Raw genomic sequence first — 14,266 nt, 5'->3', positions numbered from 1 at the left:
CATGGCTGAGGAAGTAAGCGTCGATCTCGACGAACTGGAGAAGACCGTCACCGCGCTGAACCGAGTACTCGGTGATCTCGGCAAGGCGGACACGGACTCGAAGACCAACACCTACCTTCCGGCGGGTGCCCTGGGGACGGGCTTTGACGAGGCGGAGAAACTCGCCAACGCCCACAACGAGATCAAGACGTACATAGAAGACGCTGTGAAGTACCTCAACACAGTCATGGACGAGTTCGGACAGAAGACGAAGTACGCGCACGGGGCGTACCAGGACTCCGACTACGACGCCCAGGCGAGTTTCCCCAACGCGGGCAAGCAGTGAGCCGTGAACATGGTGATGGCTGAGGTGCGAATCAACGAGGGGGCACAGGGGCATGGCTGACAGCGACGGCCAGATCGACTACGACTACACCGAGATGAACATGTGCTTCAACGAGAAGCACACGACGCCCTTCGCCGGCGGCAAGAACATGGACGAGATGAAGGCCATGCTCCAGCACGCCAGGCCTGAACTCGTGTCAGGTGTGGCCGAGGGCTGGAGAGGGCTGTCGTCGCAGCTCACCAGCATTCAAGCCGAGTTCGAGAAAGAAGTGGCCCGCATCCAGGAGCACTGGAAGGGGGCGGCCGCCGACCGGTTCGCCGCCAAGGCCAAGCAGGTCAGCAAGAGCATCGGCGACACTGCCAAGTACGCCAGCCACACCTCGACCGCGATGGCGAACGCCGGCGCCACGCTGAGCCGCATCAAGCCCGAAGTCATGGCGATGGAGAAGCCGAGCAAGCTCTCCAGCGCGATGAACAGCCTGGGAGACGGCTTCACTCGCAGCGACGACGGCCTGAACAAGGACCTGGCCGCCGGAAAGGGCGCACAGGACGCCCTCGACGCGAACCACGACGACCTTTCGGCTGGCCGGGAAGCGCAGCTCAAGATGGCCGCGAAGATGGAGACGCTGGGCGCCGCTTACAACTCCCAGGCGAAGGCCATGGGGTCGTGGCAGAGGAAGCCGAGCATCGGCGACGAGAGTGACTACCCGGGTGACCCGGGCGGCATCACACCCACGCCTGTAGTCATGCCGACGGCCCGCTCGCCTCGTAGTCCCCAGACTGTGTCGTCAGGCACAGCCCGGACCGCCCAGACGAGCGGCATCAGCTCGTCCAAGGCTGTGACTCCGCCTTCGGGCATCACCGGTGGGGCACACAAGCCGACTGTGCCGACAGGAAACGTCGGTACAGGGAACGCCGGTACAGGGAACATCGGTACAGGGAACATCGGTACAGCGATCGACGGCATCGCCGGTGGTCGTACCGGAGGGACCACGGCCGGCGGTCCGGGTGTTGTCGGCGGCGGGACCGCCGGCGGCGGTGTTACCGGCGGCGGGGCCGGCTTCGTGGGTGGTGCCGTCGGTGGAGCCGCCGGAGCGGGTGCCGCGCGCGCCGGAATGGTGGGGCGCGCAGGTGCGGGCGCTGCCGGTATGGCGGGTCGGGCCGGTGCCGGAGGCGTGGGCGGCGTAGGTGCTGGAGGCGCGGGTGCCGGCAGGGGCGCGGCCGGACGTGTCGGTGGCACAGCTCGTGGCGGCGTCGTGGGTGGCACACCGAAGTCCGGCGCGGGTGCGGGCAGGGGCACCGCCGGTGGTTCGGGTCTGCACAGCAGCCGGGGCGCCGTAGGAAAGGGTGCCAGCGCTGTCCGCAAGGGCGGTATCGCCGGTGCTCCCGGTATGCGTAACGGTCGGCGCAAGGAAGACGAACAGCGCGAGGGCGAGCGTCCCGACTATCTGGTCGAAGACGAGGAGACCTGGACCCCCCAGACCAACGCGGCTCCTCGCGTGATCGAGGAGTAAGCCGCGCGGCGTGCCGCAGTTGGTAGGAAGGTGCGGGGATGCTGCCCACAGCGGCTTCCCCGCACTGACCTCAGAGAGGACACACGGATGGGCTTGACCCAGGTACTTCGCACTGTGACCTGCGGTGCATTCGCCAGTGCACTGCTGTTCGCTTCTGCTCCGCTTGCGGCGGCGGACCAGATCAGAGAAGACCAATGGGCGCTGGACGCACTCAACGCCGAATCCGCGTGGAAGATCTCCAAGGGAAGCGGTGTAACGGTCGCCGTTATCGATGATGGCGTCAATGCCGGCCACATCGACCTGCGGGGCAATGTGCTCCCCGGCAAGGACTTCATGGACGGGGGCAGCCCGACCCCAGCGGCTGGTGATGACCACGGTACGGCGATGGCGGCAATCATCGCTGCGCATGGACATGGCGCCAATGACGGAGTCATCGGCTTGGCGCCGGAGGCAAAAATTCTGCCCATTCGTGAGTTCGGCACGAGTGGCCCAGGAACTGGTGTAGCCATTCGGTATGCTGTCGATCACGGCGCTTCTGTGATCAACGTATCGCAATGTTTTGATTCGAGCTCTCAGGAAGATATTGAGAAAGTCTCGAGCGCTGTTGCCTACGCGCTGAGCCGTGATGTGCTGGTTATTGGTGGCGCAGGAAACGATGGCAACTCGAGCAAGTGTTATCCCGCCTCCTCGCCGGGTGCACTGGGCGTGGGTGCCGTAAAAAATGACGGGCAGATCTGGGAGAAGTCCAACTCGGGTCCCCAAGTAGCCCTGACGGCGCCCGGTACCCACATTGTCTCTGCAAAAGGGACCGGAAGTTCATATGTCAGCGGGAACGGGACATCTGACGCCACCGCCTTCACCTCGGCGGCCGCTGCTCTTCTGCGGTCGAAGTTTCCCGACCTGACAGCAGGTCAGATTGTCAATCGTCTGGTGAAGACGGCGGTTCTGCCTGATACCGAAAAGGGATTGTCTCTTCCGGACAAGAGTTACGGATACGGGATCATTCAGCCGGTGGCTGCCCTGAAGAACGACATTCCGGCCGGCTCGAAGTACGGGCCGCTCACCGTTCCGGAATCCCTGAAGACGTCGGATGCCGCAACCGCAGGCGCCTCTGGCGGTGAGCAGGCAGAGCCCGATCAGCAAGCAGAGGCCGATCAGAAGGCCGTGCTCATCTGGGCCGTCATCGGAGTCGTGGGTCTGGCCGTCCTCGGGCTGATCGTGTTCCTGATCGTCAAGGCGTCCAGGCGGAACAAGGGCAGCGGTGGCGGTCCTGGTGGTCCCGCGGCCTACCCGCAGTACGGCCAGCCGCCGGCCCCGCCGCACCAGAACCCGTACCAGCAGCAGCCGTCCGCGTCGCAGCAGAACCCGTACCAGCAGCCGACTCAGCCTCAGGGACAATGGCCGCCGCAACAGTAGGCAAGAGAGCAACGCACCTGTCCAGCAAAGTGTGTGGGCCCATGACGGTCAGTTCGTCAGGGCGCCCACGTCCGCGGGGCTCTTCGCCGGCGGACGGATCCTGAGTGACTGGCGGCGCGCAACAGGGTGTGGATAACGACGTGGAACCAACGGGGAGCTGAGCATCATGGCTGAGCAGTACAAGGTCGATCTGAGTGAGATCGAGGGGACGATCACCAAGCTCAACGGCGTCATCAGGGACATGACGACGTCCAAGTCGAGCTGCATGGGCAACACGTACCTGCCGCAGGGCGCGCTGGGTACGGGCTTCGGTGAGGCGAAGGCGCTGTACGACGCCCACGAAGCGATGAAGGAACGTCTCTACGAGATCGTCGCGCACCTGGAAGACGTGCTGGACGACTTCGGAAAGAAGACGAAGAGGACGCATGACGCGTTCAGCGACGCCGAGGCGGAGAACTATGCGGCGTTCAACAGGAAGTAACGAGATGTCCTGCGACATGGAGCGCGTGGATCAGAGGGGGCTGTAGACATGGGCGACAAGGACGTCGACGACTTCGAGTACGTCGAGACGAATCAGTGCATCTCGGCCCAGCACACCACGCCGTTCGGGCTCAACTACGACATGGACCAGATGAAGGACATGGTCCGTGACGCCGACCCGGGCACCGTGAAGCGTGTCGCGGCGGCCTGGGAGGCCCTCAGCAAGGACCTGGTCGGGCCGGGCGGGATCAAGGAGACCCTCGACGCGGCCGTCGAGCACGTCCTCGCCCACTGGGAAGGACAGAGCGCGGATCTGTTCAGGGCGCGGGCGCAGGTGATCGGCAAGAAGATCACCGACAGCTCCAAGTACGCCACGCACACCTCGACTTCGCTGAAGGGCGCCGCTGCGACGCTCGAGCAGATCAAGCCCGAGGTCATGGCGATGGAGAAGCCGGGCAAGGTCTCCAGCGCGCTCGACTACATCGGCAACATGGGCGACCGCGACGACTCGGGCGCGAACAACGCCCTCAAGAGCGGCGCCGGCTCCCAGCAGGCCCTCGACGGCAACGCGGGCAGCCTCTCGGAGGGCCGCGAGGCGCAGCTCCGGATGGCTGCGAAGATGGAGACGCTGGGGGCGGCTTATAACAGCCGGGCTGCGGAGATGGGGTCGTGGAAGCCCGGGCGCGGTGTTGACCACGCTGATGACTACCCAGGCGATCCTGGCGGTGTTGCTCCTGCTCCCGTGCTTGTTCCCACCGAGACCGTGACACGTAGCCCGCAGCACGTCGCGACGGGCACTGCTCGCGGAAGTCAGATCAACAGCACCATCAGCTCGCCCAAGGCGGTTACGCCCCCTTCGGGTATCACGGGTGGTGCACATAAGCCGACTGTGTCGCAGCCCCAGGTCGGCACGGCGATTGATGGCATTTCTGGTGGGCGAACTGGGACACCCACAGTTGGAGGCGGCACCACTAGCGTCGGGGGCGGAGCCGCTGCTGGGGGAGGCGTCGGTGCCGGTTTCGTCGGTGGCGCAGTTGGTGGAGCGGCTGGAGCCGGTGCAGCTCGCGGCGGCATGATCGGTCGTACCGGCGCCGGGGCGGGTGCCGGTGCTGGAGGAGTGGCAGGCCGTGCTGGCGCCAGCGGCGTAGGTGGCGCGGGTGCCTCCAAGGGTGCAACCGGGCGGGTCGGAGGTACGGCTCGTGGCGGCGTGGTCGGTGGCACGCCCAAGTCCGGTGCGGGTGCGGGCAGGGGCACCGCCGGTGGTTCGGGTCTGCACAGCAGCCGTGGCGCCGTAGGAAAGGGAGCCAGCGCTGTCCGTAAGGGCGGTATCGCAGGTGCCCCTGGATCGCGTACTGGTCGCCGGAAGGAAGACGAGCAGCGCGAGGGTGAGCGTCCCGACTACCTGGTCGAAGACGAGGAGACCTGGACGCCGCAGACCAACACCGCGCCTCGAGTCATCGAGTAATAGCTAAGTGCTCACCGGCACGTGACAGGATGCGTGGGCGTGGCCTAAGGCCGCGCCCACGTTCAGTACTGGGAGAGGGATGGCATGGCCTTGACGCGAGCAATGCGCGCACTGAGCGCTACGGCATTGACTGGCGCGTTGATCGTAACGGCGGCCCCCGAGGCCGTTGCGGACCAGACGAGACGTGACCAGTGGGCACTGCAGACGCTACAGGCCGAGTCCGTCTGGAAGGTCTCCCAAGGAAACGGCGTCACTGTCGCAGTCATTGACAGTGGAGTAAATGCCGAGCACATCGATCTTGCAAACAATGTACTTAAGGGGAAAGATTTCGTCGATGGGGATAATGACGCTTCTCCAGTGATCGACGATCACGGTACGGGCATGGCCTCAGTGATTGCTGGACATGGTCATGGACCAGGCGCGGTGGACGGCGTCATGGGACTAGCGCCAGGGGCCAAGATTCTCCCCATTCGTGCAAATATTCAGGGGGGCTCTGGGTTCGCCGACGAAATCCGTTATGCGGTAGATCATGGAGCCTCGGTAGTAAACATTTCTATGATTATTGAAGACCCGCGTTTCCCGATTGGTGGACCGCCTGAGGATCTAGAAGCGATCTCCTATGCGCTGGACCATGATGTACTAATCGTGGCTGGCGTCGGGAACGACGGAGATGAAAATGTTGGCTTCCCAGCAGACGCCCCTGGTGTCCTCGCGGTCGGAGGGGTCAACAAGGATGGCACCATTTGGGAGAATTCCAATTATGGATCCTCGGTTCTATTGACCGCTCCAGCGACGCGTATTGTGGGCGCTTCGTGGCCTGGCAATAAGCTGCGTATCGCGGATGGTACCTCGGACGCTACCGCCTTCGTGTCCGCGTCGGCAGCATTGCTCCGCTCAAAATTCCCCGATCTTACGGCGGGACAGATCGCTAACCGTCTCACCAAGACCGCCGTGTTGCCGAGCTCTGCAAGGGGTCTCTCCCTCCCTGACGAGAAGTACGGCTACGGAACCATTCGTCCGCTTGCGGCTCTTACGGAAGATCTCCCCGCAGGGTCAAAATTCGGACCGCTCAGGGTCCCGACGGCTGGTTCCGAGAATCCGTCCGCTGCCCCGACCGCCAGCGCGTCCGACACTGGGAATTCTGCAGAGCAAGAAAAGGCAGACCAAAAGCAAATGATCTTCTTCGCTGTCCTCGGTGTCATCGCCCTGGTAGTGATCGGCCTCGTCGTCCTGCTGATTGTGAAGCTCTCCCGGCGCAACAAGAACAACGGGGGGACGGGCGGCCCGGGACCGTATCCGCAGTACGGTCAGCAGCCTTTGCCGCCCCAGCAGAACCCCTACCAGCAGACATCCGCGCCGCAGCAGAACCCGTACCAGCAGCAGCCCACCCCGCCCCAGTCGCAGTGGCCGCCGCAGCAGTAACCGCAGGTTCGGTCGTGCGCCGATGCTGATCCGCTGACGTGGAGCTCGTCACCCGTCACGTGGCGACCACTGGCAAGCCGTACTTCATCAACCAAGGCAGCACCCGGGCGCCAAGGCGCCGTCCGGAGTGGTTGTGGCGGCACCGCACATCGGACCCGCAGTGAGCGGCCGACGGCCCGACTGGCAGACGCTCGTCGGGCCGTTCGCATGTGCGTTGCTCCAGCCCGTTCCCAGCCCGTCCGCATCCCGCTCCCGGCGCGTCCCCAGCAAGCCCCCGGGCGTCCCACAGTGCGGCCGACAGTGGGCCCAGCCAAGGAAGATCCGGTATCTTCGGCCTGCTGATTGGCATGTCCGTGCCTAGGTCGCCGAGCGCAGGGCCAGGCGGCGTGGGCACCTCACGTCGTGCGGATGCAACGCAAACCCGCGGCCGAGTGAGCGCACCGGGCATGTTCACCACTTTCACAACGGGGATGGGACAAGGGATGAGCACTCCCTTCGATGCGCCGCAGCGCAGCGGATCCACTCGGACGCGGCTGAACTCCGTGCCCGCGGAAGGCGGCGGAGGCGCAGGGGGCGGCGGTGGTACCAACGTCGACACCCAGCGCCTCGACGAAGCAGCCAACGCTCTCGTCGAGCTGCGCGGTGACACCGAGAACGTCGACAACGGTGCCGACGACGACTGCCTCAGCGCCTCCCGGGGGTTGAACAAGCAAAGCGCCGGCGGCATGGCCGAGGCGGGCTCCTGGGCCACCGCCGGCGCCCTGGTGACGATGGACGTCCGCTGGGGTTCCCAGGTCATCAACCTCAAGCGCCTGCTCCAGGACATCAGCGACAAGCTCCACACCACCACCGGTCACTACACCCGCACCGAGCAGGAGGAGCAGGCCCGGCAACGCTCGATCAGCACGCCCTTCGGGTGAGTTGGGCCGCCTGGCCGTCGGCGCAGTGGCGTCGCGCCCGGGCGAGCCGTCGAGCCGTACCGGAACCCCCTCACAAGGAGCAGTCGCACATGGTGTCCATCCCCTACCTCGACAAGGCCGACCTCGGCCCGCTGGCCGACGCCGCCGCGTCCTGGAAGGCACTGCCCGCCAAGTACGAGGCATTGCAGCGCGAGTTCGAGCAGCGGGTCGTCAACCACCTCAAGGGCCACTGGGAGGGGGACGCGGCCGACGCGGCGTTCACCACCATGGGCAAGGCCCGCACGGAGTACGAGAACGCCGCCCCGAGGCCGAGCGCATCGCCAAGCTGCTGCTCGACGCGCACGGCGAATTCTCCGCCGCCCAGAAGCAGTTGCACGCACTGCTCGACGAGGCTCGCAACGACCACTACAAGGTCTACGACGACGGCCGCGTCGAGGACGTCGACCCGAGGCAGGACAGCCCGACCGCCTCCGCGTCGCCGGGCCTCGCCGAGGAACGCAAGAAAAAGCTGGACTCGCTCGTCTCCCGGCTGACGCGTGTCCTGGAGGTGGCCACCGCCGCTGACGAGGCGGCCAGTTCGGCCCTGGAGCGCGACGCGAACGGCGGCGACAGCCAGTCCTTCAACACCAGCGTCTACACCAGTCTCGACTCCGTCGAGGCCGACCAGGCGTCCGCGCTGATGAACAAGAAGGAACGCCTCTCCGACGCCGAGATCACCAAGCTCAACCTGCTTCTCTCCGCCAACAAGAACGACCCGGAGTTCTCACGGGAGTTCGCGGTCAAGACCGGTGGCGAGAACATGCTGAGCAAGTACAACGAGCTCATGAGCCCGCCGGCCGGCACCAGCCTCTCCAAGGCGCAGTTGGCGCAACTCAAGGAGCTCAAGGCCAACTTGGGCACCACCATCGGAACGGCGACCACGTCGGACGACCACCGCAAGGGCGGACCCGACCCGGAGATCACCAAGTTCCAGAACGACCTCCTCGAGGCCGGCAAGCGTGACTTCAACGCCAACCCCACCGAGTCGCCGTACGGCCTCAGCGGCTACCAGCTCACCAGCAGCCTGATGAGCGAGGGCAAGTGGGACAAGGACTTCCTCCAGGACTACGGCGACGCGCTGATCACCGCGGAGAAGAACGGCGCCAACGCCGGACAGAACCCGGACGCCTATTGGGGGTATCCGCGGACGCTGGGGTCGACCAACATCGGGGCGCTCGACCCGATGACCGGGTACATGGACGCGTTGGGACACAACCCGGAGGCGTCCACCGAGTTCTTCGGCTCGGAGACCACCGTCGACGGTGAAAAGGTCGACCACTACGACTACTTGATGAAGGACCGGCACTGGCCTGAGGGCGCCGGCTACACGGGCGACCCCAAGAACCCCAGCGGCTACAACAACCTCGGTCACGCCCTGGAGTCCGCCGTCACAGGTCACTCTTACGACAGCAGTCCCTCTGCTGACACCCCGGCGCACAACGAGCAGCAGGCCGCCCTCATGGGGAGGCTCGTGCACGACGTGTCCGAGGACGGGGACCTGGCGCACGACGGGATGCAGGACAGCCTGGGCCGCATAACTGCTGAGTATATGCCGGACGTCTACCGCGGGCTCCGCCCGGACGGTGACAGCGAAAAGGACTTCCTGCCGCTCGGCGACAGCGTCTCCGCGAATTTCAGCGAGCAGGATATCACCCGTTTCATGTACACCGTGGGACAGGACCCGGACGGGTACGCTGCGATCAGCTACGGCCAGACGCAGTACTCCGCGGAACTGATGAACTACCACCTGTCGCATCCGGATGCCTACGGTTTGTCCGACAAGGAAACCATCTACGAGATCTCGGAGACCGGAGCACAGGTCGACGGAATTCTCTCGCTGGGCCGCCAGGATTCCGACATGCAGGAGTCCGCCGAGGGCGACAAGGTCTTCAACGATCGACTTGCATCGGCCGGTGACTGGGGCAAGAGCATCACCAGCATCGGTATCGGTGTGGGGACCGCCGCCATCACCTCTCCCGTGGGGGGAGCCGTCGCGGGTGAAGTGGCGGGACATGTCAGTGGGCAACTGATCGACATGGTGGTGTCGGACCTCGAACGTGACTCGTCCGACGAGGCGTTGTACGCATCCGGGTCCGACTTGGAATCCAGCAAGAGCGCTGTCCAGGCGCAACTCAGAAACGCGGCGACCATTTCCGTCGGGGAAAACGCGAGTGGGCTGAACCAGGCTGAGATCGACACGGCTGTCAACAATGGTGCCGAAGCAGGCAATGGATACGCCAACGACAAGTCCAGAAGTTATATCGAGGACAGGGGATACGGCGAGTAATGAGCACTTCATCCGGTCGGCCGCCAAGGCTCGCCCCGCGCACTCGCCGCTACCTCACCGCTGGCGTGGCGTTCCTTGTGCTGCTCGCCGGAGGCTACGGCTTCTGGCTTCAGTATCCGGCAGCGAAGGTGGGGAAGGTCTGTTCGGGCATGCTTCCCGTCGGGGAGATCCTCGACCTGTCCGGTAAATCTCGCCTCAGCCTGTTCGGGTCCGCATTCAAGAGTTCCGGAGATTCCGGCGAGGTGACCGACTCGGCCGATCTGGACACGCATTGTCGGGCAGGCAACGCTCAGATCCATGTCGAGACAGCCACCGAGGCGACCACGCAGTACGGGAGCTACACCTTCCAGCGGCGGGATGACGTCCTTCCCGTCCCACTGGGGGCGGGCTGGCAAGGGTTCACGGCTGAGTCAGGTGCATCCGTACTTCTGAGCTGCTCGAACTGGACCGCCCGGGAAGGCGAGGGGATTCTCGCCGCAGTGAGCGTGTGGGATTTCGACAACACCGCCGACATGCGGCTCGAGTTGGCGCGCGCCGTCACCAAGGTTGCCAGGAACGCCGCGGAGAAGGTCGGCTGCAAGACGACATTCGGCAGTGAAGGTGAGCTGAGGAGTCCGACTGCCGATGCCGAGACCAAGCCCGCCGGCGAGGCCTCCGGGACGTGCAAGGGAATGTCCTCGACTGCCGAGGTGCGGGAGACCGATGCCTCGGTTGCTCCGGTCGAAGAGTGTGTGCTCGTCGGTGACCTGCAACTGCGCGCCGAATACGGCCCCTTCAGCGATCGGCCCGGCTCTGTGGGCAACGGCAGGTACGGCGGTCATGACGCTCGCTCGGGAGTCGACGGCTCCACGGCCTGGACGTCGGCCTCCTGCCAGGGTGCCCTGGGTGTCGGGTACTACCACGCCACGCCGGTCGAAAGCAGTGACCGTAAGTTCACGTCGGACCCCCTCACCGGGAAGGAGCGGGCGGATCTCACTCACTTCGCGAAGCAGTCAGCCGCCCGACACGGGTGCGGCGCACCGGCGGCTCTACCCTCCTGAGTGCGGGTGTCGAGGATTCTTCGCGTGACCGTCGGCTCGGTGACCGGGCTTCGACTGGACGAGGGCGGTGGATCCCGCGGTATGAGCCGAGGGCTGGTTCATCGGACCCTCGACAGGGTCGGCGATCGAATCGTGCCCGTTGTCGTCGGCGACCCCGGTGAAGCGGCATACAGGCACCCTCAGTTGACCCGTCCCTCCATCGTGTGCAGGTCCGTGACTCTTCGGTCGGTACGAGGTTGCGGAAGTGCACGTCAAGATCTCGGAGGGCGAGGGGTGCGGAGCGGTGCATGTCCGGTGACTTCTATGTGGACCCGCAGGAAATGGCCAAGCTGGCCGAGGCGTTCAAGACGCGGGCGTATGACCTGGCCAGTGCGGTCAGGGGGTTTCGGGGGACGGCAGGGGCTGAGCAGATCCACGACGGCTTCGGGTTGCTCACGGAATCCGAGGAGGTGACGTCGACCTACATCGAGCTCGCCTCGGAGATGGCCGAGTCGCTGGGGCATCTGGCTCGGCACTTCGATGAGGTGCGCCAGGCCCTGAAAGACAACGCGGAGAACTCCGCGGCCGCGGACGACGCCCTCGCCGGCCTGTTTAAGGGCGGTCGGACGTGAGCGGGGAGAGCCTGGCCGAGCAGGTGTACGAAGCCGGAATCGAGCTCGTGAACCCCGGTGGCCGTCCCGATGCGCTGCGTACGGCGGCCAAGGGGTGGCGGACCATGGGGGAGGAGCTCGCGGAGGCGTTCGGCGGGCTCGACCGGCAGGTGCAGGGTGCCCTTGGTGAGCACTGGCGAGGGGAGTCCGCGGAGGCCTTCGGCGCGTACTGGAAGAAGATCGGTGACGCGGTCCACGAGACCGTGCCGCTGTTCGGGCAGGCGGCGAAAGGGCTTGAAGAGGCAGCCGACAACATCGAGGAGATCAACGGCGAGATCCATCAGATCTACCTCGAGATCGGTGTGTCCATCGCCGCGTCCGCCGCGCTCTCCTTTGTCACGCTGGGCTTCTCCGCACCTGCCGGAGCGGCCAACGCTCTCCGCCTGGCGGCCCAGGCCGCCGACGCCGCCTCGAAGCTGGGCCGTCTGCTCAACGATGCCGCCCGCGTGTTCCGGTTCGTGCGCGGGTTGGCGAGGGGGAACGCGGGGTGGCGGCTGGTTGTGGAGCTGGGAGTGCAGTGGGGTGCGGGGACGGGCACGGGCATCCTCACGAGCTTGGCCACCGGCAACGGCCCCGAGTATCAGAGCAACGCCGTCAACGGCGCCGTGGGCGCCCTGGGCGGCAAGTATCTGGCAGGTCATCTGGCGTCGGCACTGGGCGGAGGTGTGATGGCGAACGCTGTGGACGGCGCGACGGTGGGAGTTCTCTCCTCGGTCACTGGGGACGCCGTCAACAACTCCCTCGGCAAACAACGTTTCGACGGGTCGCAGATGGCACTCGGAGCGCTGGCCGGAGGGCTGACCGGAGGAGCAGGCAGCGCGGCCGTCCACCGCGCCACGGACGGCCGGACATTGTCCGCGGCGCACGGCCTGGTCGGTGATGTGGCAACGAACGCCTCCATCGGCTTGGGCCTCGGCGTGGGAGGCAACATCTCCAAGCGGCTCGACGGGGCGGTCAACGGTGACCCCAACGCGGAAGACGCAAAGGAAAGGCCCGGCGCGGCCGCGGATGCGCGGCAGGACGCCCGGGACGATGGCAAGAGGTTGCGGGAGCGACCCGACACCCGGCGCTACGGAGCGTTCGGGTGAACGGTGAGTGGACCATGGACAAGCGCGCGCACGGAGAGGTCGACATCGTCGACTTCCAGCTCTTCCCGCGCTGTGGAAGGTTCGTCGCCGCGGCGGCTCCGCTCGCCCTCGTGGCACTGACCGCCGGGTGGCTCTTCCTGGGAGCCTCGCTGGTTCGGGCGGTTGCCCTGTGGTGCGCGCTCGCCCTGCTGGCTTCCTGTTGGGCGATCCTGGGTGTGAGCGTCGTGCGTGGTGCCGGTAGGTCTCGCCGCGAGACCTACCGATGGGCCGTCCGAGCAGCGTCGGTGTCGTCCGACCGGGGCGAGAGGGCAGTGCCGTCGAAGATGAACGGCACGCGCTGGTTGTCGGCTCGACTCGCAGGTGCGATGGTCGCCGTTCCCACGCTGCTGGCTCTGTGGGTGACGCTGGCGGCAGCCGACGCGCGGGGGACGGGCACGAGTGCCTTGCTCGCCGAGGCGGACGCGGTGATCGAGCAGCGCCCCGTTGTGAAGATCGAGAACGAGGCCGCGGAAGGGAGCAGCCGTGTCGCCGCCGCCACGTCCGACCTCACCGTCCTGCTCCCGTCAGCGACAGGGGGACGCGCTGTGCCCGCCACATTCCAGGCGGCCACCAAACGGCGCCTGAGCATCGGCAGCGAACTCTACGTCGCCTACGCCCCCGCCCACCCCGAACTCGGTGCCATCGGCGACGATCAACGTGAGGACGTGGAGCGGCAACTCGACGGGCGCGCCGTGCAGTTCGGTGATGCGTGGACGATCGCGGGGTTCTGGGCCCTGGCGACGCTCGGTCCGCTCATCTACTGGTGGCGGAAGGAGAGCCTGCGCCGTCCCCCTCGCACCGTCGGCTCCGACTGGAAGGCGCTGCGCGTCACCGTCACGGGTACGGTCCAGCACACCGACGCACCTCCGCCCGGCAGTGCGGAGGCGGCCGACGAGAAGAAGCGCCGGGACAACACCCGCGTCCTGCGCTGCCTCGTCCTGGAGGGCCGCGAACAGCGGGTGCCCTTCCACGCCCAGATGGCGGGTGAGCCGGCAGGGGCGGTCCTGACCGGCGCGCAGGGCTGGTTGCTCTGGCATCCGGACCAGCGTCGTGGCCGGGACGTACTCGCCGATCTCGTCGGCGACGACGGCTGGCAGCTACCGGGCGCGGTCCCGGCGCAGGTGGCGGAGCAGACGGAGGAGGCGGGCGTCATGGATGCCCCGCATCCTGACCCAGAGCGCCGCGTCCAGCTCCTCGACCTCGGCGCCGGCTGGCTCGCGACCGCGTCCGCACTGCTTCTCGCAGGCATCACGGTGGCGCTCGGGTGTCTCACCGTCCTGCTGCTCGTGCCGGACAGCGGCGCCTGGAGGGTATGGACCGCCGCGGGGGGCGTATTGGCGCTCCTCGTCACGTTCACCGCGCATGGCGTGTCCAGGATGGACCGCAGCGGCGACGCAACAGTTTGAGACAGGGCTGGCCGACACCCTCACGAACGAATGCCTCGTAGAGCCGGGGGGGGGGGGGGGCGCGCCCCCCCCCCCCCCCCCCCCCCCCCCCACCCCGGCGGGAGCCCCCCCCCCCCCCCCCCAACCAACCCCCCCCCCCCCCCCCCCCCCCCCGGCGCCCCCCCCCCCCCCCCGTA

The 14,266-nt window shown here is 66.4% G+C and carries 12 protein-coding genes; all 12 read left to right on the top strand.

What is annotated here, in order from left to right:
* Nucleotide 1: 1 nt before the first annotated feature.
* The 12 genes from ACIQJT_RS24030 (at nucleotide 2) to ACIQJT_RS23975 (ending at nucleotide 14,090) form a co-directional block, all read left to right on the top strand.
* A complete protein-coding gene (locus ACIQJT_RS24030) occupies nucleotides 2-325 on the top strand; it encodes a hypothetical protein (RefSeq protein ID WP_280849000.1) in 324 nt (107 codons plus the stop codon).
* Nucleotides 326-377: 52 nt separating this feature from the next.
* Complete coding sequence (locus ACIQJT_RS24025; RefSeq protein ID WP_402646602.1) at nucleotides 378-1,838, top strand: pentapeptide repeat-containing protein; 1,461 nt, start codon at nucleotides 378-380, stop codon at nucleotides 1,836-1,838.
* An 87-nt stretch (nucleotides 1,839-1,925) separates the two neighbouring features.
* Nucleotides 1,926-3,254 (top strand): type VII secretion-associated serine protease mycosin, encoded by a 1,329-nt coding sequence (gene mycP, locus ACIQJT_RS24020; RefSeq protein ID WP_402646599.1) that lies wholly within the window; start codon nucleotides 1,926-1,928, stop codon nucleotides 3,252-3,254.
* Between the two features lie 166 nt (nucleotides 3,255-3,420).
* The gene (locus ACIQJT_RS24015) at nucleotides 3,421-3,735 is read left to right on the top strand and encodes a WXG100 family type VII secretion target (RefSeq protein WP_020122655.1); all 315 of its coding nucleotides are present in this window, start codon (nucleotides 3,421-3,423) and stop codon (nucleotides 3,733-3,735) included.
* Between the two features lie 48 nt (nucleotides 3,736-3,783).
* Nucleotides 3,784-5,199, top strand: coding sequence for a WXG100 family type VII secretion target (locus ACIQJT_RS24010; protein WP_402646595.1), 1,416 nt, complete (start codon nucleotides 3,784-3,786; stop codon nucleotides 5,197-5,199).
* Nucleotides 5,200-5,283: 84 nt separating this feature from the next.
* Nucleotides 5,284-6,621, top strand: coding sequence for a S8 family serine peptidase (locus ACIQJT_RS24005; RefSeq protein ID WP_402646592.1), 1,338 nt, complete (start codon nucleotides 5,284-5,286; stop codon nucleotides 6,619-6,621).
* Between the two features lie 482 nt (nucleotides 6,622-7,103).
* Nucleotides 7,104-7,541 carry a hypothetical protein gene (locus ACIQJT_RS24000; protein ID WP_402646589.1) on the top strand — a complete coding sequence of 146 codons (438 nt, stop codon included), beginning with the start codon at nucleotides 7,104-7,106 and terminating at the stop codon, nucleotides 7,539-7,541.
* A gap of 370 nt (nucleotides 7,542-7,911) precedes the next feature.
* Nucleotides 7,912-9,867, top strand: coding sequence for a DUF6571 family protein (locus ACIQJT_RS23995; protein WP_402646586.1), 1,956 nt, complete (start codon nucleotides 7,912-7,914; stop codon nucleotides 9,865-9,867).
* Nucleotides 9,867-10,907 (top strand): hypothetical protein, encoded by a 1,041-nt coding sequence (locus tag ACIQJT_RS23990; protein ID WP_402646584.1) that lies wholly within the window; start codon nucleotides 9,867-9,869, stop codon nucleotides 10,905-10,907. The genes ACIQJT_RS23995 and ACIQJT_RS23990 overlap by 1 nt, the downstream gene beginning before the upstream one ends.
* A gap of 287 nt (nucleotides 10,908-11,194) precedes the next feature.
* Nucleotides 11,195-11,518, top strand: a complete 324-nt coding sequence (locus ACIQJT_RS23985) for a hypothetical protein (protein WP_402646581.1) — start codon at nucleotides 11,195-11,197, stop codon at nucleotides 11,516-11,518.
* Nucleotides 11,515-12,645, top strand: a complete 1,131-nt coding sequence (locus tag ACIQJT_RS23980) for a WXG100 family type VII secretion target (protein ID WP_402646578.1) — start codon at nucleotides 11,515-11,517, stop codon at nucleotides 12,643-12,645. The genes ACIQJT_RS23985 and ACIQJT_RS23980 overlap by 4 nt, the downstream gene beginning before the upstream one ends.
* The gene (locus ACIQJT_RS23975) at nucleotides 12,642-14,090 is read left to right on the top strand and encodes a hypothetical protein (protein ID WP_402646575.1); all 1,449 of its coding nucleotides are present in this window, start codon (nucleotides 12,642-12,644) and stop codon (nucleotides 14,088-14,090) included. The genes ACIQJT_RS23980 and ACIQJT_RS23975 overlap by 4 nt, the downstream gene beginning before the upstream one ends.
* Nucleotides 14,091-14,266 lie beyond the last annotated feature (176 nt).

This window comes from Streptomyces sp. NPDC091972 (assembly GCF_044756385.1).
Classification (GTDB): Bacteria; Actinomycetota; Actinomycetes; order Streptomycetales; family Streptomycetaceae; genus Streptomyces.
Note: the sequence above shows the minus strand (reverse complement) of the source record. Positions and strands in the feature narration are given on the sequence as shown.